This window comes from Microlunatus aurantiacus, from assembly GCF_039536605.1.
In the GTDB taxonomy this organism is placed as follows: Bacteria; Actinomycetota; Actinomycetes; order Propionibacteriales; family Propionibacteriaceae; genus Microlunatus; species Microlunatus aurantiacus.
In genome coordinates this window covers 135,097-159,474 of record NZ_BAAAYX010000009.1, presented here as the reverse complement: position 1 = coordinate 159,474, position 24,378 = coordinate 135,097, and the positions used below count along the sequence as shown (strand labels likewise).

At 71.4% G+C, this 24,378-nt stretch carries 21 protein-coding genes; 12 read left to right on the top strand and 9 right to left on the bottom strand.

Annotation, left to right across the window (positions count from 1 at the left end; genetic code table 11):
- Positions 1–404 precede the first annotated feature (404 nt).
- A complete protein-coding gene (dnaB, locus tag ABD714_RS12310) occupies positions 405–1,694 on the top strand; it encodes a replicative DNA helicase (RefSeq protein WP_344812770.1) in 1,290 nt (429 codons plus the stop codon).
- Here the strand turns inward: dnaB and ABD714_RS12305 are convergent.
- Positions 1,664–2,311 carry a TetR/AcrR family transcriptional regulator gene (locus ABD714_RS12305; protein ID WP_344812649.1) on the bottom strand — a complete coding sequence of 216 codons (648 nt, stop codon included), beginning with the start codon at positions 2,309–2,311 and terminating at the stop codon, positions 1,664–1,666. The two genes, dnaB and ABD714_RS12305, sit on opposite strands and share 31 nt — an antisense overlap.
- A gap of 126 nt (positions 2,312–2,437) precedes the next feature.
- Here ABD714_RS12305 and ABD714_RS12300 point away from each other — a divergent pair, with 126 nt between their 5' ends.
- The gene (locus tag ABD714_RS12300; protein ID WP_344812648.1) at positions 2,438–3,379 is read left to right on the top strand and encodes a sugar phosphate isomerase/epimerase family protein; all 942 of its coding nucleotides are present in this window, start codon (positions 2,438–2,440) and stop codon (positions 3,377–3,379) included.
- Positions 3,380–3,428: 49 nt separating this feature from the next.
- Positions 3,429–4,988, top strand: a complete 1,560-nt coding sequence (locus tag ABD714_RS12295; protein WP_344812647.1) for a GMC oxidoreductase — start codon at positions 3,429–3,431, stop codon at positions 4,986–4,988.
- A 325-nt stretch (positions 4,989–5,313) separates the two neighbouring features.
- On the opposite strand, the gene ABD714_RS12290 is transcribed toward ABD714_RS12295, so the two are convergent.
- Positions 5,314–6,756, bottom strand: coding sequence for an HNH endonuclease signature motif containing protein (locus ABD714_RS12290; RefSeq protein WP_344812646.1), 1,443 nt, complete (start codon positions 6,754–6,756; stop codon positions 5,314–5,316).
- A gap of 451 nt (positions 6,757–7,207) precedes the next feature.
- Between ABD714_RS12290 and ABD714_RS12285 the strand changes: the two genes are divergently transcribed.
- Together ABD714_RS12285 and ABD714_RS12280 are read left to right on the top strand one after the other, a co-directional pair.
- The gene (locus ABD714_RS12285) at positions 7,208–8,395 is read left to right on the top strand and encodes a serine hydrolase domain-containing protein (RefSeq protein ID WP_344812645.1); all 1,188 of its coding nucleotides are present in this window, start codon (positions 7,208–7,210) and stop codon (positions 8,393–8,395) included.
- An 11-nt stretch (positions 8,396–8,406) separates the two neighbouring features.
- Positions 8,407–9,243 carry a phosphotransferase enzyme family protein gene (locus ABD714_RS12280; protein WP_344812644.1) on the top strand — a complete coding sequence of 279 codons (837 nt, stop codon included), beginning with the start codon at positions 8,407–8,409 and terminating at the stop codon, positions 9,241–9,243.
- Positions 9,244–9,421: 178 nt separating this feature from the next.
- Here the strand turns inward: ABD714_RS12280 and ABD714_RS12275 are convergent, their stop codons facing one another.
- A complete protein-coding gene (locus tag ABD714_RS12275) occupies positions 9,422–10,390 on the bottom strand; it encodes a carbon-nitrogen hydrolase family protein (RefSeq protein ID WP_344812643.1) in 969 nt (322 codons plus the stop codon).
- 365 nt (positions 10,391–10,755) lie between these two features.
- On the opposite strand from ABD714_RS12275, the gene ABD714_RS12270 reads away from it, so the two are divergent.
- The 4 genes from ABD714_RS12270 (at position 10,756) to ABD714_RS12255 (ending at position 14,302) form a co-directional block, all read left to right on the top strand.
- A complete protein-coding gene (locus ABD714_RS12270) occupies positions 10,756–11,994 on the top strand; it encodes a saccharopine dehydrogenase family protein (RefSeq protein ID WP_344812642.1) in 1,239 nt (412 codons plus the stop codon).
- Positions 11,995–12,056: 62 nt separating this feature from the next.
- Positions 12,057–12,962 (top strand): RNase H family protein, encoded by a 906-nt coding sequence (locus tag ABD714_RS12265; RefSeq protein ID WP_344812641.1) that lies wholly within the window; start codon positions 12,057–12,059, stop codon positions 12,960–12,962.
- A 68-nt stretch (positions 12,963–13,030) separates the two neighbouring features.
- The gene (locus tag ABD714_RS12260; RefSeq protein WP_344812640.1) at positions 13,031–13,552 is read left to right on the top strand and encodes a glycine cleavage system transcriptional repressor; all 522 of its coding nucleotides are present in this window, start codon (positions 13,031–13,033) and stop codon (positions 13,550–13,552) included.
- A gap of 48 nt (positions 13,553–13,600) precedes the next feature.
- Complete coding sequence (locus tag ABD714_RS12255; protein ID WP_344812639.1) at positions 13,601–14,302, top strand: DUF899 domain-containing protein; 702 nt, start codon at positions 13,601–13,603, stop codon at positions 14,300–14,302.
- On the opposite strand, the gene ABD714_RS12250 is transcribed toward ABD714_RS12255, so the two are convergent.
- From ABD714_RS12250 to ABD714_RS12240, 3 genes are all read right to left on the bottom strand, one after another.
- Positions 14,210–16,036, bottom strand: coding sequence for a type III PLP-dependent enzyme (locus ABD714_RS12250; RefSeq protein ID WP_344812638.1), 1,827 nt, complete (start codon positions 16,034–16,036; stop codon positions 14,210–14,212). The two genes, ABD714_RS12255 and ABD714_RS12250, sit on opposite strands and share 93 nt — an antisense overlap.
- Positions 16,037–16,140: 104 nt before the next feature.
- Positions 16,141–17,268: an alanine dehydrogenase gene (gene ald / locus ABD714_RS12245; protein ID WP_344812637.1), complete on the bottom strand. Its 1,128-nt coding sequence runs from the start codon at positions 17,266–17,268 to the stop codon at positions 16,141–16,143.
- Positions 17,269–17,321: 53 nt separating this feature from the next.
- A complete protein-coding gene (locus ABD714_RS12240) occupies positions 17,322–18,299 on the bottom strand; it encodes an EamA family transporter (protein WP_344812636.1) in 978 nt (325 codons plus the stop codon).
- Between the two features lie 67 nt (positions 18,300–18,366).
- On the opposite strand from ABD714_RS12240, the gene ABD714_RS12235 reads away from it, so the two are divergent.
- Positions 18,367–19,218 carry a LysR family transcriptional regulator gene (locus ABD714_RS12235; protein WP_344812635.1) on the top strand — a complete coding sequence of 284 codons (852 nt, stop codon included), beginning with the start codon at positions 18,367–18,369 and terminating at the stop codon, positions 19,216–19,218.
- Positions 19,219–19,354: 136 nt separating this feature from the next.
- On the opposite strand, the gene ABD714_RS12230 is transcribed toward ABD714_RS12235, so the two are convergent.
- A complete protein-coding gene (locus tag ABD714_RS12230) occupies positions 19,355–19,858 on the bottom strand; it encodes a MarR family winged helix-turn-helix transcriptional regulator (RefSeq protein WP_344812634.1) in 504 nt (167 codons plus the stop codon).
- Between the two features lie 89 nt (positions 19,859–19,947).
- Here ABD714_RS12230 and ABD714_RS12225 point away from each other — a divergent pair, with 89 nt between their 5' ends.
- Positions 19,948–20,526 carry an NADPH-dependent F420 reductase gene (locus ABD714_RS12225; RefSeq protein WP_344812633.1) on the top strand — a complete coding sequence of 193 codons (579 nt, stop codon included), beginning with the start codon at positions 19,948–19,950 and terminating at the stop codon, positions 20,524–20,526.
- 38 nt (positions 20,527–20,564) lie between these two features.
- Positions 20,565–21,425, top strand: coding sequence for a VOC family protein (locus ABD714_RS12220; protein ID WP_344812632.1), 861 nt, complete (start codon positions 20,565–20,567; stop codon positions 21,423–21,425).
- 20 nt (positions 21,426–21,445) lie between these two features.
- Here the strand turns inward: ABD714_RS12220 and ygiD are convergent, their stop codons facing one another.
- Entirely contained in the window at positions 21,446–22,333 is an 888-nt protein-coding gene (gene ygiD, locus ABD714_RS12215; protein ID WP_344812631.1) for a 4,5-DOPA-extradiol-dioxygenase, read from the bottom strand.
- Between the two features lie 222 nt (positions 22,334–22,555).
- Positions 22,556–24,307, bottom strand: a complete 1,752-nt coding sequence (locus ABD714_RS12210; RefSeq protein ID WP_344812630.1) for a glycoside hydrolase family 13 protein — start codon at positions 24,305–24,307, stop codon at positions 22,556–22,558.
- Positions 24,308–24,378 lie beyond the last annotated feature (71 nt).

Here is a 24,378-nt window from a genome sequence, read left to right as displayed (position 1 = left end):
GAAATCTCCGTCCACGGGTACTTCGGAGTGAAGGCCCTGGTCAGGGGCAGTTTCACCGGGGCGGAGCCGGGTTGTCCCCAGGCTTGTGCCCAGGGAGTGCACAACCCCACCGCGTGTCCTCCACACGAGGTTGCCGGTTATCCACACTCCTTGTGGATAACTTGTTCATCTCGGGTGGCGGAGCCGCCCGGCGGGGCGTACGTTGGCCCACGCTGCCTGCCCCGCTGGTCGCCGTCGGAGCGAGATCGATGACTGTCGGAGGCGGCACCTACCGTACGAACATGCATGCTATTGGCCCCGCTCGTGGGTCGGCCGAAGGAGGACGCGGAGTGAGTCTGGCCGAGGCGATCCCGCAGTACGGAGACGACTCGACCAGGGGGCTCGACCGCACCCCGCCGCAGGACATGGCTGCCGAGCAGTGCGTGCTCGGCGCGATGATGCTGTCCAAGGACGCGATCGCGGACGTCATCGAGGCGCTGCGGGGCAACGACTTCTACCGACCCGCGCACGAGCAGATCTACGACGCCGTGATCGACCTGTACGGGCGGGGCGAGCCTGCCGACGCGGTCACCGTGTCCGCCGAGCTGGGCAAGCGCGGCGAGCTGCTGCGGATCGGCGGCGCCCCCTACCTGCACGACCTGCTGTCCAGCGTCCCGCTGGCCGCGAACGCCGGTTTCTACGCCGACATCGTCCGGGAGAAGGCGATCCTGCGCCGGCTCGCCGACGCGTCGGTGCGGATCGCCCAGATGTCGTACGCCGCCGAGGGTGAGGTCAACGACATCGTCGACCGCGCCCAGGCCGAGGTCTACGCCGTCACCGACCGCCGCGCCTCGGAGGACTACAAGCCGCTGTCGGAGCTGATGCAGCCGACCCTGGACGAGATGGAGGCCATCTCCTCCCGGGACGGCAGCTTCGGCGGCGTGCCGACCGGCTTCGCCGAGTTCGACGAGCTGACCAACGGTCTGCACCCGGGGCAGATGATCATCGTGGCCGCGCGACCCGGCATGGGGAAGTCGACGCTGGCGCTGGACCTGGCCCGGTCGGCGTCGATCAAGAACGGTCTGACCTCGGTCATCTTCTCGTTGGAGATGAGCCAGATCGAGATCACCATGCGGCTGCTGTCGGCCGAGGCGTCGATCCCGCTGGGTCACATCCGCGGCGGTCGGATGAGCGACGACGACTGGAGCCGGGTGGCGTCCAAGATGGGTCAGGTCTCGGAGGCCCCGCTCTACATCGACGACTCCCCGAACCTCACCATGATGGAGATCCGGGCGAAGGCCCGTCGGCTGAAGCAGAAGCACGACCTCAAGCTGGTGGTGATCGACTACATCCAGCTGATGACGTCGGGCAAGCGGGTCGAGTCGCGCCAGCTGGAGGTGAGCGAGTTCAGCCGGCAGATCAAGCTGTTGGCCAAGGAGCTCGAGGTGCCGGTGGTCGCCCTGTCCCAGCTCAACCGTGGTCCCGAGCAGCGCACCGACAAGCGCCCCATGCTGTCCGACCTCCGTGAGTCCGGCTCGCTGGAGCAGGACGCCGACATGGTCGTGCTGCTGAACCGCCCCGACATCAACGACAAGGAGTCCGACCGTGCCGGCGAGGCCGACATGGACGTGGCCAAGCACCGCAACGGCCCGACCAAGATGATCACCGTGGCGTTCCAGGGGCACTACAGCCGGTTCGCCGACATGATGCTCTGAGCGTCGTCGTCCGGTTCGGCCGCTGGGTGGGGGAGCACTGGGACCACGAGGGTGCTGGAGGGCAGGTCGCCGAGCAGTCCGGCCAGCATCTGCTCGCGGGTCCGGGTCCGGGTCGCGTCGCGGTCCCGGTCCACCAGGTGGAACAGGTCGAGCGCCAGACCCGCGGTCGCCCGGACGGACAGGTCGTCAGCGCTCCGGCCCATCCGGTCGGCGATCACCGCCTCGAGATCCTCCCGCAGCGTCCGTACCCGGTCCCAGAGCCGGGCCCTGGCCACCGGGGCCGTGTCCACCAACCGGCGCAGCTCCGCGATCCGGGGGCCGGCCCCGTCGAACGCGGCGGCCGCCGACACCATGGCCGCCGCGAGGGACTCGGCCAGCGGCTCGTCGACCGGGCGGCTGCGCAGGTGCGGCGCGAGGTCGATCGCCTCGACCAGCGGGTCGAGCAGCAGCTGGTCCTTGGTGGGGAAATAGCGGTAGAGGGTCGTCGTGCCGACCTCGGCGCGCTCGGCGATCTGCTCCATGGTCGTCTCGTCGAAGCCGTTGCTCAGGAAGAGCTCGAGAGCGACGTCGGTCATCCGTTGCCGCGTCCGGGTGGCCTTGAGCTCACGAAGTCCCATGACCCCAGGTTAGTGCTCACTTCCGATCGGATGTCACTACCACTATTGACCCGGACCTGGGCTCGCCGATAAAGTGGTAGTCACTACCGATTCGCGGTTGCGGATCGGGAGCTCCGACACGAAGAGGTGGCCACCGTCTTGACCCAGCTGTCGATCTCGTCCTACAGCCTCCGCGAGCAGCTCGGCCCGATCTCGATCGCGTTCACCGACGCGAACGGCGCCGAGCAGACGTATGCCCAGGACTTCCCGAAGCTGCTCGACATCACCGAGTTCCCGGCCCGGGCTGCCCGCACGTACGCCGTCACCGGCGTCGAGGCGGTCGCGTTCCAGTTCACCGGACTCGATGACGACCGGTTGGACGCCTTCGCAGCTGAAGCCCGCGACGCCGGCCTCGCTCTGGTGAACGTGGCCGTGGATGTCGGTGACCTCGCCCAGACCGATCCGGCCCGGCTCGCGGCCGACGTGGCCGAGCTGAAGCGGTGGATCGCCCGCTGCGCCGACCTCGGGTTCAGGTTCGTCAGAGTCAACGCCGGCTCGCCGTTCAGCGCGCAGCACGACGACGTACCCCCTGCTCACCTGATCGACGCCCTGACCGAGCTGGGCGCCTTCGCGTCCGAGCGCGGCATCCGGCTCCTGGTAGAGAACCACGGCGGGCCGTCCAGTGACCCGGTCTGGATGAACGCGCTCCTCGACGGCGTCGGGCCGGACGGGCCCGGGCTGCTGCTCGATCTCGGCAACTTCGACGCGCTGCTGCAGCCGCTGATGGCGGCTCTCTTCGCCGAGCCCGGGACGGCAGCGGCCGACCCGTTCGCGGGTCTGGACCTGACCTCTCTCTACGACGGCATCGACGCCCTGGCGGCGCGGGCCGAGCTGGTGCACGTCAAGGCCCACCACGTCGGACAGGACGGGACGGTCGGTCCGATCGACCTGCCGCGGGCGCTCGGCATCCTCGACCGACACGGCTACTGCGGCCCGTTGACGATCGAGTACGAAGGCACCGGCGGTGACCCGTGGGTCCACACGGGCCACGTCGTCGACCTGACCTCGACCACCGTCCCCGCTTCCTGACCCCCAGATCCTTGCTTCCCTGAACCCGAACCAGAACGGACGACCTGACATGGACCAGCGCGAGACGTACGACGTCGTGATCGTGGGCTCCGGCCCCGCCGGAGCCACCTACGCCCGCACCATCGGCGAGGCCGCGCCGCACGCCCGCGTGCTGATGGTCGAGGTCGGCCCGGTCGTCCCCGGCTCGCGCGGTGATCACACCCAGAACCTCACCGACGAGGAGCGGGCGGCGGCGCAACTGCTCACCCAGGGACCGGACGCCGGGGTGGTGCGCGCCCAGGCCCTGTCCGACATCGCGCCTGGCATCGACCCGAGCCTGGAGTTCCGGCAGACGATCCTGCCGGGGCTCTTCTTCGTCGACCCACGGCCCGCGCTCGAACCCGGTGAGGTCGGTCTGCCCGCGGCCAGCATGGCCAGCGGCGTCGGCGGGATGGGCATCCACTGGGGGACGTCGAGCCCGCGCCCGCAGCAGTCCGAGCGCATCCCGTTCATCGACGCTGACGACATGGACGCCGCGCTCGATCGGGCCGAGGAGCTGCTCGGCACGACCGCCCACCCGATCCCGGGGCGGGGGCTGCCCGAGGCGCTGCGCACGGCGGTGGCCGGCGTCCTCGACGGCCCGGACCTGAACCCCACCGGGTTCATGCCGACCTCGACCCGCTGGGAGAACGGCTCGCTGCGCTTCGCCGGGACCGGCGCGATCCTGGGCGAGCTCGAGCGTGACGTCCCGGGCTTCGAGCTCCGGTCCGAGACGCTCGCCGAGCGGGTGCTCGTCGAGGACGGCGTCGCGGTCGGCGCTCGACTGCGCGACCGCCGGTCGGACACCACGTACGAGGTGCGGGCCACCCACGTCATCGTCTGCGCCGACGGTCTGCGGACGCCGCAGGTGCTCTTCGCGTCCGGCATCCGCCCGCCGGCCCTCGGTCACTACCTGAACGAACACTTCCAGATGGCGAACTTCCTGATGCTGTCCGACGAGTTCGACCCGCAGCAGTTCGAGCGTGACCCGGAGAACGTGATGAGCCTCATCACGCCGTTCTCCGACGCCCGCCCACTGCAGATGGGGGTGATCCCGCTGGCCAACTCCGCCTTCAAGATGTCGATGGGCGGGGGCCCGGGCGCCGAGGACCTGTCGACGTCGCGGCTGGCCGTCACCGCCTGCTACGCCGCCAAGGACATCCAGTACTCCGACGCCGTCGAGTTCAGCGAGACCGAGGTCGACTTCTACGGCATGCCCCGGATGCACATCCGCTACTCCCGCACCGACGCGGACCTCGCCGTCATCGAGCAGATGCGGCAGGTGTCGGTGGCGGTCGCGGATCGTCTGGGCACCACCGCCGAGGGGCCGGAGCTGGCCGCCGGCGGTTCGTCCCTGCACTACCAGGGCACCACGCGGATGGGTCCGACCGACGACGGGACCTCGGTCTGCAGCCCCGACCTCGAGGTGTGGGGCGTGAAGAACCTCTACCTCGGTGGCAACGGCGTCATCCCCACCGCGACCGCGTCGAACCCGACCCTCACCACCGTCGCCCTGGCCTGGCGCGCCGCCGCCCGTCTCGCCGCTCGTCTGGCGGACGCTCCCGCCGACCAGGCAGGCATCTCCGTCTGACCCGGCTTCGGCTGGCCGCATGGGGCTTACGACGTCGGCTGTTCTTGCGCGCGGAGTGTGGGAGTCGGCCGTTGCTGCACGCAGGGGAGCGCGTGGTGAGGCGTTCGCACGCGCGCGAGGCGGCGAGGCGTTCGCACGCCCGCGTCGTGGCAGCGGACGAACCGGCGGTCCTGGCCTGACGCGGCAAACTCCTGGTCGCGCGCGCCAGCAGCCACCCCAGGCGTCTTCCTGGGTGGCAGCCTCCCAGCGGACATGCTGCTCCCGGTCCGACGCGTCGGCCGTGCTGATCCGTTCTGGTGACTCGGCCGCTAGATCGGCATCGGCCTCAATCGGGCGGGTCTGGTTCCTCAGGTGGCTCAAGCCGATCAGGGGAATCGAAGGTCAACGGGTCCTGCACGTCCCAGGTGCTGATCATGATCCGGTGGTGGAGGATCGGTCGCTGCTCCGGGTCGATCCAGCGGGGCGGGACCCAGACCGGCAGACCCTGGGTGGTGATGACGCACTGCCAGCCCCGCTGGGCGAAGTGGCGGTGGTGGTAGCTGCACAGCAGGGTCAGGTTGTGGATGTTGGTGTCCCCGCCGTCCCACCACGAGATCACGTGGTGACGTTCGCAGAACTGCGGAGCCACCTGGCAGCCGGGGAACGAGCAGCCGCCGTCTCGGGCGATCAGGGCCAGCGTCTGAGCCGTCGAGGCGATCCGCTTCGCCCGGTAGAGGTCAAGCGGCTGCCTTCTCGCGCCCGTCACGCAGAACGCGATCTCGGCCTCGCCGACCAGGTCGCGTGCCGTGCGGGCAGAGCAGGGGGTGCCGTCGGCGTAGGTCCCGATCCCGTTGGCCTCGGTGAACTCGGCCCAGGTGAAGGTCAGGATCAAGGTCGCCGGTGTCCCGGACTGGGTCTCCGGTCGTTCGCCCGATCGCAGACAGGCGTCCAGGATCTCGGCGAAGGCGTCGTGACGGCGCTGCCCGATGGTGCGCTCGTCGTCGAGGACCCGCCTCCGGCCCGGCGCGCCCTCGGCATCGTCGGGTCGGTCGGTGCTTGTGCGGGGATGCATCAACGGCCCCAGCAGGGCGGCGAGCTTCGCGCCGACGGCTGGCGTGAACCGGAAGTCGCCCGCCCAGGAGCCGTCGGTGCGTTGCTTCAGGTGCAGGAACCGGCGGTGCTCGTGCTCGGCCTCGTCGGTGGGCAGGATGCCGTCCGGGTCGATGGCCTCGACCACCTTGGTCACCACTGTCTGCAGGTCCTTGAAACCGAGCCGGGTCGCCTGCTCCGTCAGCAACGCCTCCCCAGCCGCGACATCCGCCGGAGCGCAGTGACCGACCTTGCGCAGGGCCCCGTCGATCAGAGCGACCTGCTCCGGCGCCACCAGTCCGTCGCGGCGTGCACGAGCGATCTCCTCACGGATCGGGAGCAGGGTCTCTCCGAGCGGTGAGCGCCGCTCGGCCAGGTGCTCGGCGGCCCGCACCCGTCGCAACGCCTCCCCGGCCGAGACCCGCAGACCGGACACGAGCACCCCGACCATGGACCGTTCCGACAGGATTCCCGAGGCACCCTGCTCACTCCCGAACTCGATGAGAGCGCCGTCGACGACGGGGAGCTTGTTGCGGACCCGTTCCACGTGCCGGAGCACCTCGACCAGGCCGAATGCCCCGAGATCGGTGTGGGCGCCGTCGTCGACCAGCTTGATCAGGTGCTCGACGGCTGTCTCGGCCGCATCCACCGCTGCGAGCAGCGGATGATCCGCAGTCTCGTCAGGAGTCGGCCGGTTCATGTCTGAAGTATAGTCGAACACATGTTCGAATAAAGCCCCTCCGCCCATCAGGGTAGGCCCGGCGCTGTCATCTGGAGAAGATCATTGCCCCTACCGGAGCCTCCCGCTCCGACGTGAACCAGCGTGACGATCCGAGATCTTGCGGCGCCAACCGTTGATCGTGACCACGATCATCTCCGAGCGGTCGTGTCCGAACCTTCGAGGAGGAGGTTCTGGCGCGCTGAGCGGTCGGAAGCGTGACAGAACCTCCTGCTCGGTCAGTCCGGCGGAGGGCTCGTCCGTCTCGCCACCGGCGAACCGCGTCAGGGACGACCCGTACGATCCGTCGTGACGGGTCCACTCCGTCGGCGTCTGGCTGGTCGAGGACGGAGTTCGCATGCGGAGACGAGGGTCGAGGACCCGGCTGGCCGGTGTGCTCGTCGCGGTAGCCGTCCTGGCCACAGCCTGTCACGTGGCGCCGCCACTGGACCCTGAGTCAGAGCGCTCCGAGAGCCAGGGAACGCCGCTCACCGCGGATCCGGCCAAGGCGGAGGCGGTCCGTGCGGTGGTCGAGAGCGTACGGGCGTCATCCCACCTGCGGGCGGTGATCGTCCGCGTCACCTCGGGTGATCAGGAGATCCTCACCGAGGCGGTCGGCGAGTCGATGACGGGGGTGCCGGCCACCACGGCCATGCACTTCCGCAACGGGGCGGTGGCCATCTCCTACGTCGCTACGTTGGCGCTGCTGCTGGAGGAACAGGGCGCGCTCAGCCTGGACGACAAGGTGTCGCAGTATCTTCCGGACCTGCGGTACGCCGATCGGGTGACGATCGGCCAGCTCGCCCAGATGACCTCGGGGTACGCCGACTACGTGGCGGACCCGCTGATGGCCGACGCCCAGTACGCCGAGCCGTTCCGGCCGTGGACGCCGGAGGAGCTGATCGCCTACAGCACCGGGAAACCACTGGTGTACGCACCGGGCACCAACTGGAACTACTCCCACACCAACTACGTGATCCTCGGTCTCGTGATCGAGAAGGCGACCGGTCGGTCGGTCGATGACCTGCTGCAGGAGAAGGTGCTGGGTCCGCTCGGGTTGGAGAACACGGAGGACCCCGGGACTGCCGCCATCCCCGAACCGGCGCTGCACGCGTTCACCTCCGAGCGCCGGGAGTTCCTGAAGCTGAAGCCGGGCGAGCCCTTCATCGAGGAGTCGACCTACTGGAACCCGTCCTGGACGATCACCCGGGGAGCGGTCCAGACCACGAACATCTTCGATCTGAACACGACCGCACACGCCATCGGCTCCGGCCGGCTGCTGAAACCCGAGTCGTACCAGAAGATGATCACCCGTGACCTGATCGGCAAGACCACCGCGATCGACGGCTGCCCGACCTGCTTCCCGCAGTCGGTCGGCTACAGCTACGGCCTCGGCATCGTCACCAGCGGCAGCTGGGTGCTGCAGAATCCCTTGTTCAGTGGGGCGGCGGGAGCCTTCGGCTACCACCCGCCGACGAGGACGTCGATCGCGGTGGCGGTCACGTTCGAGCCGGAGGCGTTCGACCCGGCCACGGGGGGCTATGCGAACGCCGCCGATCAGCTGTGGCGACTCATCGGCGAGACGGTGGTGCCCGACGACCCGCCGCCCATCCGGCGCTGACCGGCACGCACGTGCACGATCAGGTCACCGCAGAACTGGTCGATCTGGCCGCAGGCGTCGGGCTCCAGCCGATGCGGATGCTGCAGGCGGGACCCGGTCGCGCCACGCTGCAGGCCCGGGACAGGTCGGGCGAGCGGTTCGTGCTCAAGACCGCGTCAGCACCGGGCGCTCTGGCCGGGGACGTGGAGGCGAACGCGATCCTGGCCGCCGAGGGTCTGCCGGTGCCGCAGATCGTCGCGTACGTCGACGGCTCACCGTCGGTGCTGGTGCTGCGCTGGATCGACGGCGACCCGATCAGCTCGCGCAGCCCGCTGGGGGCGCAACGAGAGGTCGGCCGGATGCTGCGTACGGTGCACCGGCTGCCTGGCGGGCCGCCGTACTCGGGTCAGCCGACGGTCCACGGCTGGATCACCGCGTGGACCGAGGAGCTGATCGCCTGGTGGCCGTCGGCCGGCGGTACGCAGGACCAGGTGGGGACGCTGCGTCGGCGGCTCGATGATCTTGCTCCGGTCCTCGCCGACCGCTCCGGGAGTCTCACCCTGTTCGACGGTCGCGCCGAGCACGTCCTCGTCCGGGACGGTCGCGTGGTCGGGTTGATCGACCTGCATGACGTCGGGCCCGGCGACCTGGCGATGGATCTCGCCGTCCTCGGTCTGACCGACCCGGACCTGATCCGCGGTGTCCTCACCGGGTACACCGACGAACCCGAGGGCGAGCTGGCCGAGCTGGTCGGGTTCTACCTCCTGCTGCGTCGGCTGGCCGGCGCGGAATGGCAGCTGCGCCAGGGGTTCCGGATCCAAGGCCGGGCTCTCCTCGATCTGGCTGCACGCCAGGCCGACGGAGGCTGACGGTGTGCTCGCACCGGATCACGCCGCGAAGTCACGGACGGTGGTGGGTCGAGCGGCTGATCTGACCGGATCTCGCCGCGGAGTCACGTACGGGCTCCACGCACCCCTCGGCGCCACGTCGGCGCCTCGGCCCGCGCACCCTCGGCACCACGGTCGACGCCGCGCCCACACGCTCCCCTCAGTCAGCCAGCGCCTGCAGCATCGTCCGTCGCCAGGTCCGTCCGGGGTGCTCGGGTCGGGGCGTGACGTCGGCGACCGCGATGGCGGGGATCGCCTCGTCGGGGCAGCGAGCCACCCACTCACCTCCGGGGGCGAGGATGCCCGCCGCCGCGTACGGGGCCTTGTCGCTGGGCACCGCGTAGCCGACCCAGAGGCCGCACTGCAGCGCGTGGGTGCGGGCCGACGACGACAGCGAGTCCGCTTCGGCCGGATCCGCCGGGCCGGCGGTGGAGAACAGCACGGCGTCCACGCCCTGCTCCTCGTAGTCGCTGAACAGCGCCGGGAACAGCACCTCCAGGCCGGAGGTGAAGCCGAGTCGCAGCCCGTTGACCTCGATGACCACGCTCTCGGTGCCGGCGGCGTACAGATAGGCCTGCTTGCTGCGCGACAGGATCCGCTCGTCGTAGCGCCCCACGACCTCGCCGGCGGGGTCGATGATCAGCAGGCTGGTCGTGGGCCTCCCGCCGTCCCCGCCGCGGTCGGAGCCGGCGCGCTGCTGCGCACCGAGCACGGTCCACAACCGCAGCTTCGCTGCCAGAGCACGGATCCGGATGATCTCGTCGTCCAGCACCAGCCAGGGGAAGCGGGTCCAGTCGGCTTCGGAAAGCTGGTCCGGATCGCGGGAGAGCAGCCGCTTGTCCGGGAAGCAGAGCGTGCCCTCGGGGAACTGGATCAGGTCGGCACCGGCGACACTGGCCTGGTGCATCAGCGCGCGGATCTCCACGCCCAGGGCGCGGAGGGCTTCGGTGTCGCGAGGGTCGGTGTGGTGGGTCGTCTGGGCCACGGCGAGCCGCAGCGAGGTGGGTGAGGTGGTGGGCACTTTCGCTCCTGGTGGGGGTCGGAGGTGCCGGAGGGCAGCGGTGTAGGACTCGCCCGTGCGCCGGGCACGGTCCCGTACGCGGCGCTTCAGGGCTCGATCGGCTGTCATCCGGACTCCCACGTCTCGACCCGGTTCCCCAGCAGCACGGCCCGAGACGCTACGGGTGTGGTCTGACAGCGACCCCTGAGACCGAGTCCCTTTGCCTCGCGGTGCGGACGGATCCCGCTGGACCGTGCTGGGGACGGACCGTGGAGGTTCGGCGTCGGGCGCGCCGTGACCGTCAGCGTACGACGTCGGACCGGCTCCGGTCAGCGACCCGCCGGGACACCGGGACCGTCCCGGTCAGCGGACTGCCGTCGGCGGCGCCGGGTCGAGCGGCGCCGGGTCGAGCCGCCCCGGGGCCTGACCCGCCGTGCCGGACGCGTCTCGTCCGCTCGGATCCGGTGCTGGGCGCCGTGCCGTAGCGTGCCCGGGTGAGCGATGATCCTCGACCCGAGTTCGACCTCGTCCTGGTCGGAGCCACCGGCTTCGTGGGCCGGCTGACCGCCCGGCACCTGGCCGAGCACGCCCCCGCCGGTCTGCGGGTGGCTCTGGCCGGCCGGTCCGTCGACCGCCTGGTCAGCGTGCGGTCGTCCTTGCCCGGGTCGGCGTCGATCTGGCCGGTGATCACCGTCGACACCCTGGACGTGGCGGCCGTGACCGAGCTGGCCGGCCGGACCGCGGTGGTGGCCAGCACCGTCGGGCCCTATCTGCGGTACGGGTTACCGCTCGTGGAGGCCTGCGCAGCGGCCGGCACCCACTACGCCGACCTGACCGGGGAGACCCTGTTCGTCCGCCGCAGCATCGACGCCGCCCACGAGTCGGCCCGGGCCAGCGGGGCCCGGATCGTGCACTCGTGCGGCTTCGACTCCATCCCCTCCGACCTCGGGGTCGGTCTCACCGCGGCGCAGGCCGCCGCCGACGGTGCGGGCGAGCTCACCGGCGCCGTGCTGCACGTCCGCAGCCTGCGCGGCGGCGTGAGCGGCGGCACCATCGACTCGCTGCGCCAGCAGCTGATCGAGTCCGCGCAGGACCCGACCGCCCGCCGGTTGGCCGGCGACGAGCGGGCACTGGTCGACGACGTCTCCGGTCAGCGGTACGGCTCGTCCGACGACCGCGGCGGCTGGCCGGTCGGTCGGGACGAGCGCGGCACCTGGCAGGCGCCGTTCGTGATGGGGGGCTACAACGGGCAGATCGTGCACCGCAGCAACGCACTGGCCGACTGGCCGTACGGTCGCGAGTTCACCTACCGCGAGGTCATCGACACCGGACGCGGACCGGTCGGGGCGGTGACCGCCGGGGCGATCACCGTCGGCCTCGGGGCCCTGATGGCCGGGATGGCCAACACGACGACCCGCTCGCTGCTGGACCGGGTGCTGCCCGCCCCCGGTCAGGGGCCGGACGAACGCCGCCGGAAGAGCGGCCGGTTCCGGGTCGAGGTCCGCGCCGACACCGTCAGCGGGGCGCGCTACCGGACCACCATCGCCGCGGACCACGATCCCGGCTACGACGGGACCGCGGTCATGCTCGGGGAGTCTGCGCTCGCCCTGGCCCAGGGATCCGAGCTCGGTCGGGCCGGCGTCGTCACGCCGATGGTGGCTCTGGGGTCGTGCCTCCCGCAGCGGCTCCGGGACCGGGGGTTCACCGTCGCCACCGAGCGGCTGGACGACTGACCGGGATCGTCAGTGCCCTGCGCTGAGCGGCCCTCGCTGGCCGGATCTGGCAGCATGCCCCGGTGACGATCATCGCGGCGGCCGACGGCTCGGCTCTCGGCAACCCCGGACCGGCCGGCTGGGGCTGGTACATCGACGACGACCGCTGGGCCAGTGGCGGGTGGCCGCACGGCACCAACAACATGGGCGAGCTGACCGCCGTGCTCGACCTGCTGCAGCAGACCGCGGCCGCCGACGACGACCTGCTCGTCTACTGCGACTCCACGTACGCGATCAACTCGATCACCAAGTGGATGGCCGGCTGGAAGCGCAAGAACTGGCGCAAGGGTGACGGCAAGCCGGTGCAGAACGTCGAGATCATGAAGGCTCTGGATGCCGCCATGCAGGGCCGACGAGTCCGTTTCGAGTGGGTCAAGGGGCACGCCGGGCACGAGCTGAACGAGGAGGCCGACCGGCTGGCCAACGCGGCCGCGCTCGCCTACAGCCAGGGCCGGCTGCCCGAGGCGGGCCCGGGTTTCGGACCGGCCCCGGTCCTGGGAGATGCGCACGCGGGCTACGTCCCCACCCCCAGACCGGAGCCCGAGGCCGACCTGTTCTCGCTCCTGGACGACGAGCTCCCGGAGGACCGCCCGACCGACGAGGAGCGGGTGGTCGCGCTCGAGCGGGACCTGCTCGGCGACGCCGTCCGGTCCGATCCCGCCGCCGTGGCGGCCCTGCTGCACCCGGACTGGTGTGAGATCGGGCGCACGGGGACGCTCTGGAGCCGGGACGAGCTGCTCGCGGTGATCGCTCCGCTGGCCGAGCCGGTCACCCTGGACACCGTGGCCGTGAGCCGCATCGACGACACCACGATCCTGCTCCTCTGGCGCGCGGTCAGCGACCAGCGGAGCACCCTGCGCAGCTCCTGGTGGGTCCGCGACGGCGGGGACTGGCGGCAGCGCTTCCACCAGGGCACCGACGAGAGCTGACCGGCTCCCGACCGCGTCCCGTGGCGTACGCCCGGCACGCTCGGCAGGCGACCGCTAGCATCGCGCCGGTGACGACTCTCGTGCTCACCGTCGTCGGTGACGACCGTGTCGGGTTGGTGAAGGCGCTCGCCGACATCGTGTCCAGCAACGGCGGCAACTGGGAGCGCAGTCACCTCGCCGAGCTGGCCGGGACGTTCGCCGGGGTCGTGCTGGTCACCGTGCCGGACCGACGGGCCGACGAGCTGCGGGCGGCCCTCGCTCCGCTCGAGGGCCTGCTGGACGTCGCGGTGCGGACGACGGACGCCGATCCTGCGCCGGGGGAGAGCCGCCGGCGGGTCCGGCTCGAGCTGCTCGGCAACGACCGTCCCGGCATCGTCGCCTCCGTCTCCGGGGTGCTGGCCCGGCACGGTCTGGGGGTCGCCGACCTGCAGACCCTCACCCGGGAGGCCCCGATGGCCGGCGGTCTGCTGTTCGAGGCGAGCGCGGTGGTCACCGTCGACTCCGACGCGGCCCTCGACGCGGTCCGGACCGACCTGGAGGAGCTCGCCACCGAGATCCTGGTCGACGTCGCGGTGGTCGAGCTCGCCTGACGGCGGTCAGGCCGATGAGTTCGGGCAGGTGCACGAGTCCCAACAGCCATGACGACTGAGACCGCCACGGCCCTGCCCCCGATCGTCGACGCCGGCACCTGGCGCGAGCAGCTGGACGAGCTGCGCCGGCGCGAGAAGGCCGCCACCCGCGAGCTGGACGCCATCGCCGCGCAACGTCGCCGGCTGCCGATGGTGGCCCTGCCGGACTACACCCTGCGGGGCGAGGAAGGTCCCGTGCGGCTGGTCGACCTGTTCGCCGGGCGGCGCCAGCTCATCACCTACCACCACATGTGGAACCCGGGTGCGGAGTGGCAGTGCGGCGGCTGCACCGGCTTCACCGCCCAGTTCAACCGGCTCGACTTCCTGACCGGCTACGACGCCCGCTTCGTGATCGTCACCCAGGGCCCGATCGCGGAGGCGCTGGCGTACAAGGAGAAGGTCGGGAACCAGATGACGTGGTACTCCACCGCCGACAGCCCCTTCGGCGCCGACGTCGACGCACCGGCCGGCGGCGGCTTCGCGGTCAACGTGTTCCTCCGCGACGGTGACACCGTCTACCGCACCTGGCACACCAACGGTCGTGGGACCGAGCAGCTGAGCCACGAGTTCCCGCTCGTCGACCTGCTGCCCTGGGGCCGCCAGGAGGTCTGGCAGGACTCACCGGACGGCTGGCCGCAGCGGGAGACGTACGAGGGCTGGCTCGACTCGCCGGACATCGCCCGCCTGTACGGGCCGGGGGACGGCGACTGACCCCGCTCGGGCCGCCGGCTCGGCCGGTGGCCGGGCGGTCGGCTTCTCGTAGCGGATCGTGGGGACCTGGAACCCGTTGAACTCGCTGGCGTAGGCCGTCGTGTACGCGCCGGCGGTGTGCAGGGTCACCCGGTCCCCGACCTGCAGGTCCGCCGACAGCAGAGCGTCGTCGCGCAGGGTGTCCTGGCTGTCGCAGCTCGGACCGGTGACCACCGACAGCACGGTCGGCCCCACCCGCTCGTCGGTCATCGGCAGCACCAAGCGGCGGTCGGTCTCGAGGGCCTCCATCCCACCGTTGAACGCCCCCACGTCGAGATGGACCCAGCGCCGTCCCCGCCGCTCGGCCAGCCCGATCACCGTGGTGTGCAGCCGACCCGCGTCGGCGACCAGGCCACGACCGGGCTCGGCCAGCACCTCGACGTCGTACGGCAGCCGGGCCAGCGCGGAGGAGATGACCACGCCGTAGTCCTCGATCGGGGGGACGGGTGAGCCGTAGTCGGCCGGGAACCCACCGCCGATGTCCAGACCGGTCAGGCGCACGCCCTGGTGGACCAGCCGTTCCATGATCATCGCGGTCTGGCTGATCGGCGCCGTCCAGGCCTCCGGGTCGGTCATCTGGGAGCCGACGTGGAAGGTGAGCCCCCACGGCCGCAGACCGGCGTCGCGCGCGGCCAGCAGCAGTCGTCCGGCTTCGTCGGCATCGACCCCGAACTTGCCCTCGCTCGGCACGTCGCTGGCGGCCGGGGTCACCGCGAGCCTGATCATGACCGCGGCTCCGGGGGCGTAGCGGGCGAGCTTGGTGAGCTCGGTGTCGCTGTCGGCGGCGAACCGGCGGACACCGGCCGCGTACGCACCGCGGACGTGCCACCAGGGTTTCACGGGGTTGCTGAAGATCACGTCGGCCGGGCCGACGCCGAGCTCGATGAGGGTGGCCAGCTCCGGCAGGGACGCGACCTCGAACCGGCAGCCCAGGGCGTCCAGGTGCCGCAGCAGCGGCCGGTCGGGTTGGCACTTCATCGCGAAGTGCACCGCCACCCCGGGCAGGGCCCGCCGGAAGCGGCGGTGGTGCTCGGTCACCACGGCCAGGTCCATGATCAGCTCCGGCCCGGTCGGCGGCACGTCGGCTCCGGACCCGGCCGACCGACGAGGGTCGTCCGCCGCGGTGAGCTCGGCGTCGCTGGTGGCTCCGGCCAGCGCGGACGCGGTGTCGATCATCAGGGCCTCGGCGATCAACGACGGCGCCGTCAGCCCCGGCGGCTCCGGCTCCAGCGCCGCAGGCGAGCGACGGAAGCGGTGCAGGAAGCGGCGGACCAGCGTCTCGTAGCTGGTGATGGCCAGACCGTAGAACACGACGTCGGCGGCGACCTTGCCGATCAGCACCCCGACGATCACGTTGCCGGTGGCCCAGGACGCCAGGTACATGGCGGCCGGGCGGATCAGCACCGTGTCCAGGATCTCGGCCGGGCCGAACTCGACCACCGCCGCCGCCACGATCACGGCGAGGCGTCGCCGGGGCGGGCCCTCGATGTCCTCCCGCAGGTAGCGCACGAGCAGGAACCCGGCGTAGAAGCCGACGCCCTCGCCCAGCGCCGAGGCGTAGGCGGCCACCGCCAGCCGGTCCGGAGCCCAGGCCGTCGCCGCCAGGGCCGCGAGCAGCGCCGTGGTCAGCCCGGCCAGCTCGGCGACCAGATATCGCCCGATCCACTCCCGGACCCGTCCGGATCGCTGTGCCATGCCGCTCCCGCCGCCGTGCCTGGCAACAAGAGCCTCGGCGCGCGGACGTTGATACGCGTTCGGAGGGTCGGGTCCCGCCGCCGGCAGCGGGCGGACGTCGGCCGTCAGGCCCGAGCCAGCACCCCGGCCGGGTCCGTGTAGGCCAACCCGTGCGCCTCGGCGACGGCGGCGTTGACCAGCTCGCCGGCGACGGTGGACAGGCCGAGCGCGAGGGCCGGGTCGGCCGCGGCGGCGCCGAGGACACCGTGCCGGGCCACCCGTACCAGGTAGGGAAGGGTGGCGTTGGTCAGGGCGAAGGTCGAGGTGCGAGCCACCGCGCCGGGGATGTTGGCCACGCAGTAGTGCACGACCCCCTCCTCGACGTAGGTCGGGTCGGAGTGCGTCGTCGGCCGGCTGGTCTCGAAGCAGCCGCCCTGGTCGATGGCGATGTCGACGACCACGCTGCCGGGACGCATGGTGGCGATCATCTCCCGGCTGACCAGCTTGGGCGCCTTGGCACCGGGCACCAGGACGGCGCCGATGACCACGTCGGACTCCGCCACCGACGCCGCGGTGACCGCCCGGTTGGGGATGACCAGGTCCAGGCGGCCGCCGAACACGTCGGAGAGGTAGGCCAGCCGGGCCGGGTTGGTGTCGAGGACCCGGACGATGGCGCGCATGCCGATGGCGATCTTGGCCGCCTCGGTGCCGGAGACACCGCCGCCGATGATGGTGACCCGCGCGGCCGGGGTGCCCGGCACGCCGCCGAGCAGGATGCCGGCGCCGCCCGCGGGGGACTCCAGGGCGTGGGCGGCGGCCTGCACGGCCATCCGGCCGGCCACCTCGCTCATCGGGGTCAGCAGCGGCAGCCGGCGGTCGGGGGTCTGCACGGTCTCGTACGCGATCGAGTCGATCCGGCGGTCCAGCAGGAACTCGGTCAGCTCCGCGTCGGCGGCCAGGTGCAGGTAGGTGAACAGCTGCTGACCCTCGCGGAAGCGGTGGTACTCGGCCGGGATCGGCTCCTTCACCTTGACGATCAGGTCGGCTTCGGCGAACACGTCGTCGGCGCTGTCCACCAGGGTGGCGCCCGCGGCGGCGTACTCCTCGTCGGGGAAGCGGGACCCGGCGCCGGCCCCGGCCTGGACCAGCACGCGGTGGCCGTGGTGGACGAGCTCGGCGGCCCCGTCCGGCACCACCGAGACGCGGTTCTCGTTGTCCTTGATCTCGCGGGGGACTCCGATGACGAGTGGCATGGCTGCTCCTTCGAGCGAGGCGTGGCTGGTTCTCGAGGCGTGATGGGGCACGATCATGCTCCCCCTACCGCCCGGCGGTCGCGGCGGGCTGCGCGGCCGGGTCGACACGTGACGACGACGTTGGCCGCGACGATGAGGGCGATCCCCAGCCACTCGTGCGCCGACAGCCGCTCGCCCAGGATGAGCAGACCGGCTCCGGCGGCGAACACCGGCTGGACGCTGGACAGCGTGCCGAAGAACTGGGCCGGCAGGTGACGCAGGGCGGTCAGGTCGGCGGCGTACGGCACCGCCGACGACAGCAGGCCGGCGACCACGGCCAGCAGCAGCGGCCAGCCCCACAGCCGCCCGTCGAGACCGAGCCAGACGAGCACCGGCAGGTAGGCGGTCGCCGACACGAGACTGGCCACGGCGGGGGCCTGGAGACCCGGGAGCCGTCGGCCCGCGACCTGGTTGACCAGGATGTAGCCGGCCCAGGCGGTCGCCGCGACCAGACCGAGTCCGATCCCGATCAGGTCGCTGGACGGTCCGGGCAGCACGAGGACGTACACCCCGAGGGCGGCGGCCGCGGCCAGCAGGCCCTCGCGGCGACCGCGCGCGGCCAGCAGCGCGATGGTCAACGGACCCAGGAACTCCAGCGTGACGGCCAGTCCGAGCCCGATCCGCTCGATCGCGGCGTACAGGGCGAGGTTCATGACCGCGAACACCGCGGCCAGGGCCAGGGACGGCCCCCACTGCGCGGCGGTCAAACGACGCAGCGGCGGCCGGGCCACGGCGAGCAGCACGACGGCGGCCACGAGCTGCCGGACGGCCACCACACCGACCGGTCCCAGAGCCGGGAACGCGTGCGCCGCGACGGCGGCGCCGGTCTGGTTGCTGGCGGCGCCGGCCAGCAGGGCGGCGATGCCGCGCCCGGGTCGGGCGAGGCCGGATCCGGCGACACCGCGTCGGTCCACAGCGGGTCGGGCGGCGGCGGAAGCCGAGCCCGGCTCCGGTGCGGAGTGGTCCGGGTGGGCGAGGTCGGTGGTGGTCACGTCCTCACTCTCGTAGGCCCCAGCGATACGCACAATGCATCCCATCAGCCAGCTATACGCTGTGGGTATGACCGATCTGCGGCAGCTGCGTGCCCTCACCGCCGTCGTCGACGAGGGCACGTTCACCGACGCGGCGATCGCTCTGCGCACGTCCCAGGCCTCGGTCTCCCGAGCGGTCGCGGACCTGGAACGCGACCTGGGCGTCCGGCTGCTGCTGCGGACCAGCCGGGGTGCGCGGCCCACGGTGCTCGGCCGTCGTGTCGCCGAGCACGCCCGCCGGGTGCTGGCCGAGGTCGCGATCATCGAGCGGCTGGCCGAGCAGCGCTCCGACCAGCTGCGGGTGGGTTTCGCCTGGTCGGTGTTCGGGCGGCTGACCACGCCGATCCAGCGCCGGTGGCAGGCCGACCACGGGGCGGTGGTGTTCGTGCAGTCCAACACCCCGACCGCCGGGCTGCTGGAGGGGGAGGTCGAGCTCGCGGTGGTCCGACGACCGTTGCCCGACGCACGCTTCGAGACCTCGCTGGTCGGCGCGGAGCCCCGGTGCGCCGCCCTCGCGGTGGACGATCCGCTGGCCCGTCGCCGGCGGCTGACGCTCGCCGACCTCGGTCGCCGGGCGGTGGCGATCGACCGGGCCACCGGCACCACGTCGACCGAGCTGTGGCCGACCGGGGCCGGCCCGAGCGACCTGCGCGAGGTGCACGGGATGGAGGAGTGGCTCACGGTGGTGGCGGCCGGGGAGGCGGTGGGGATCACCTCCCGGGCGACGGCGGACCAGTTCCCGCACCCCGGGATCCGCTACCGACCCGTGCTCGACGCCCCACCCATCGCGGTCTGGCTGGTCTGGTGGCGCGACGACCCGCCCGCCGGGGCCGGGGCGTTCCGCGAGCTGGTCTGTCGTCTGTACGCCGACGGCTCCTGACGGCGACGGGGTCCTGACCTCTCTCGGGAGCCCCGTTTCCCGTACGCCGCCGCCGCCCCCTCTTTGCTGCGTGACGCCCCCTTTCGCTGTGTGACGCCCCCTCTGCAGGGGTGGCGCCGGCGAGTGAAAGGGGGCGTCAGCGTGCTGGCTGGGTCGGACGCAGCGCGCTCGCCATCATCTTCTGGTCCGGATCCAGCACCGTGAGGAGCCTGGTGCTGATCGCGGACAGCTGCTCGACCTGCTCGGGGTCGAGGGCGTCGATGACCAGCCGGCGGACCTGGCGGACGTGACCAGGAGCCGCCTGCACCACCTTCGCCCAGCCCTCCTCCGTGAGCACCACGTTGGTGGCGCGCCGGTCTCCGGGACAGGGTTCGCGACGGACGTACGACGCGTCCTCCAGCCGGTTCATCACCCGGGACAGCCGGGGCAGGGTGGCGTTGGTCATCGACGCGAGCACGGTCATCCGCAGGGTGCGCTGCGGGGCCTCGGACAGCATGGCCAGGCAGTAGTAGTCGAAGTGACTCAGGTGCTCGTCGCGCTCCAGCTGGGAGTCCAGGAATCTCGGCAGCAGCTCGAGCACGGCAGCGAACCGCACCCAGGCGAGGTGCTGGTCGTCGTCCAGCCACGGGGTGTCAGCCATGGCGTCGATTCTAGCAAACAGTTGTATCTACAACGATTGCCTGTTAGATTAGTTGTACATACAACAAACAACGACTCCAGGAGGACTCGATGACTGACGTGACCATCTTCGGCAAGGGCAACATGGGCACCGCGATCGCCGGCGTGCTCGGCAAGGGCGGCGCCACCGTGACCCACGTCGGCAGCGACGACACCGACGCGACGGTGACCGGCGACGTCGTGGTGCTCGCGGTGCCGCACCCCGCCGTCGATCAGATCATCGCCGGGTACGGCGACCAGCTGGCCGGCAAGATCGTGGTGGACATCACCAACCCGCTCGACTTCGCCACCTTCGACTCCCTCGTGGTGCCGGCCGACAGCTCCAAGGCCGCCGAGATCGCCGCGCAGCTGCCGTCGGCCTCGGTGCTCAAGGCCTTCAACACGAACTTCGCCGCCACCCTGGCCAGCGGCACGGTCGGCGACAACCAGCCCACCACCGTCCTGGTGGCCGGTGACGACGCCGCCGCCAAGCAGACCCTGTCCGACCTGGTGGTCGCCGGTGGCCTGCGCGCCGTCGACGCCGGCTCCCTCAAGCGGGCCCGCGAGCTGGAGGCCATCGGCTTCCTGCAGCTGACCGCCGCCGTGGGCGAGCAGATCGGCTGGACCGGCGGCTTCGCCGTCGTCCGCTGACGCCGCGGACCACTGACCGGAGAAGGAGAATGACTGCCGTGAGTACCGACCTGCTGGCCGCCGACACCCGGATGGGAGCGGTGACCCTCCGGGTGGCGGACCTCGACACGATGACGGCGTACTACCGCGACGCGGTGACGCTCAGCGTGCTGTCCACCTCGGCGTCGGAGGTGGTGCTCGGCCGAGGGGCCGAGCAGGTGCTGCGGCTGGTCCACGCTCCCGAGCTGCGGCACGCGCCGTCCCGTTCGGCGGGCCTGTTCCACACAGCCATCCTGTTCGACTCGGAGGCCGATCTCGCCACGTCGGTCCACTCGGTGGCCAGCCGGCACCCGGGCACGTACACCGGGAGTGCGGATCACCTGGTCAGCCAGGCGTTCTACTTCACCGACCCGGCGGGCAACGGCGTCGAGCTCTACACCGACCGGGACCGGTCGGCCTGGAGCTGGACCCACGGTCAGGTCGAGATGGCCACGCTGATGCTCGACCCGAACAGGTTCCTGCGTGAGCACCTCGACCCGGCCGCGGTGGCGGCGGCCGCCGCCCGACCGGCGACCGTGGGTCACGTGCACCTGTGCGTCGGCGACGTGGACTCGGCCCGTCGGTTCTACGTCGACCAGCTGGGCTTCGAGACCACCGCCGAGCTGGGCAACACCGCCCTGTTCGTCAGCGCCGGTGGCTACCACCACCACATGGCGATGAACACCTGGCAGAGCCGCGGCGCCGGTCGCCGCCGGCTGACCCTGGGGCTGGGGCTGGTCCGGATCGAGGTGCCGGCGTTGGACGACCTCGGCGCCCTGACCGACCGGCTCGGCTTCTTCGGGGTGGAGACCCGCGACGACGGCCGTACGGTCGAGTTCGAGGACCCCTGGGCCAACCGGATCCAGGTCCGCGCCGCCTGAGCTCCGCCACCCACCCCTGGTCAGATGTTGGAGCCGTCCGGGGGCACACCTTCGGGCAGGGCGGCCGCCGGTTCGGTGCCGTCGCCGGCGCCCGGGCAGGCCAGGTCCAGCGTGTACGCGGTCATCGACAGCGACCCGTACGCGTAGCCGTCCACCAGGACGTCCGCGCCCCGACCGGCGGCGCCGGCCAGCCCCGCGAGATAGAGCAGCGGGATGTAGTGGTCGGGGGTCGGCACCGCCGTACGGAAGTCGCGGTGTCCGTCCAGAGCGGCGGTCTCGGTCGGCTGATCGGCCATCGACGCCTTGACCTGCTCGTCGAACCGCTCGGCCCAGTCGAACCCACCGTCGGGCATGGTCGACGTCATCCCGCCCAGGTTGTGCACCACGTTGCCGCTGCCGATGATCAGCACGCCCTGCTCCCGGAGCGGCGCCAGCCGCGCCCCGAGATCGAGGTGGTAGTCGAACGGCTTGTCCGCGTTGATGCTCAGCTGCATGACAGGGATGTCGGCGTCGGGGAAGGCGTGCATCAGCACCGACCAGGTCCCGTGGTCGATGCCCCAGGAGTCCACGTCGGCGCCGACCCAGGTGGGGTGCACGACGTCGCTGACTTCTTCGACGAAGCTCGGCAGCCCCGGCGCCGGGTAGTCGACGTCGAACAGGGGCTGCGGAAACCCGTAGAAGTCGTGGATGGTGCGCGGCCGCGGCATCGCCGTGACCGCCGTGGCGTTGATGTACCAGTGCGCCGACACCACCAGGATCGCCCGGGGTCGCGGGATTGCGCGACCCAGCGCGTGCCAGGCCTGCGTGTACCGGTTGTCGGCCAAGGCGTTCATCGGGTTGCCGTGCCCGAGGAAGGCGGCCGGCATCAGCCCGGGGGTGCTGGTCTGGCTGCTGGCGGGATCGCTCACGGCGCGCTCCGTTCGGTCGGTGGCACCACTATGCCGCCGCTCCGCCCGTCTGGGCCGGACGTCGCCGCGGAGTCGCGTACGGCGGTCGGGTGGGCGTGCGGGTGGGCCGGATGTCGCCGCGGAGTCGCGTACGGCGGTCGGGTGGGCGTACGGGTGGGCCGGATGTCGCCGCGGAGTCGCGTACGGCGACCCCGCGGCGGCAGCGCGCACCAGCGAGCCGGCTCAGGCGAGCCGGAGGACCCGCGACTCCCAGGGAGCGAGGGTGTCACCCGGGCCGGCGTCGCCGTGAGTACCGAGGAGCAGCATGGCGCCGGTGGTGTCCGGCAGGCCGTCGGTCGGCAGGTCGAGCAGCTGGGCCGAGAAGTTGGCCAGCACCAGCAGGGTCTCGTCCGCCGACGTCCGGGTGAAGGCCCACAGCCGGTCGTGGTCGGGCGCCAGCAGGGAGAAGCGGCCGTCGACCACTGTCGGGTTGCCGTGCCGGAGCTCGATCAGCGCCCGGTAGTGGTGGAACACCGAGGACGGGTCCGCGACCGCCGTGTGCGCGTTGACCACGACGTAGTTCGGGTTGGCCGGCAGCCACGGGACGCCCTCACTGAAACCGGCGTGCGAGCGGTCGTCCCACTGCATCGGCGTGCGCGCGTTGTCCCGGCTCTTGACCGACAGCGACTGCAGGACGGCCTCGGCCTCCATCCCCAGCGAGAGCGCCTCGGCGTGGTAGTTCACCGACTCCAGGTCGGAGTACTGCGCGATGTCGGTGAAGTAGGAGTTCGTCATGCCGATCTCCTCACCCTGGTAGACGTACGGGGTGCCGCGGTGCAGGTGCAGCACGGTGCCCAACGTCTTGGCCGACGCGACGCGGAACTCCGGGCTGTCGTCTCCGAAGCGGGAGACGGCGCGCGGCTGGTCGTGGTTGTTCCAGTAGAGGGAGTTCCAGCCGGCCTCGGCCAGCCCGTCCTGCCACTCGGCCAGGTTGGCCTTGAGCACCGGCAGCGGCAGCTCGGCCAGGTCCCACTTGGAGCCGTCCGGCGTCTGGTCGAGACTGACGTGCTCGAAGGTGAAGACCATGTTCAGCTCGTGGTTCGCCGGGTCGGTGACGGCCCGCGCGGTGGCGATCGAGGAGCCCGGCATCTCGCCCACGGTGAGCAGGTTCTGTGCGTCCAGTCCGACGCGCTCGTTCATCTCGGCCAGGAACTCGTCCAGCCGGTGTCCGTTGGCCACGACGAACGCCGACGCGTACGGGCGGCCGGGGGGCGCTTCGCCGTCGGTCAGCTCGGTCGGCTTGGAGATGAGGTTGATCACGTCCATCCGGAAGCCGTCGACGCCGCGGTCGACCCACCAGCGCATCATGGCGTAGACCGCCTCACGGACCTCCGGGTTCTCCCAGTTGAGGTCGGGCTGCTTGGGCGAGAACAGGTGCAGGAAGTACTCGCCGGAGACCTCGTCGTACTGCCAGGCCGAGCCGGAGAAGGCCGCGCCCCAGTTGGTCGGCTCCGCGCCGGGGGTGCCGGGCTCGACGCCGTCGCGGGCCGGCCGCCACCAGTACCAGTCGCGCTTCGGCGAGGCGGGGTCGCGCGACTCGACGAACCAGGGGTGCTCGTCGGAGGTGTGGTTGACCACCAGGTCCATCACCAGCTTCATCCCGCGCTGGTGCAGACCGGCGATCAGAGCGTCGATGTCGGCCAGGCTGCCGAACGTCGGGTCGATGTTCTGGTAGTCGGAGATGTCGTAGCCGTTGTCGTCCTGGGGCGAGGTGTAGACCGGGGACAGCCAGACCACGTCGACACCCAGCGCGGCCAGGTAGTCCAGCCGGGAGACGATCCCGGGGATGTCGCCGATGCCGTCACCGTTGCTGTCGGAGAACGACCGCGGGTAGATCTGGTAGACGACGGCCGACTTCCACCAGCCGTCGGGACGGTCGGACGTGTCGTTCGTGCGGGTGGCGTTCGTGGCGGCGTCGTTCGTGGGGGTGGACATCGGGTCTCCTCTGCTGGGTGGCGGTGCCGTCTGTGACCAGCCGGCTGATGGTGGGTCTGGCGGGTGCTCGG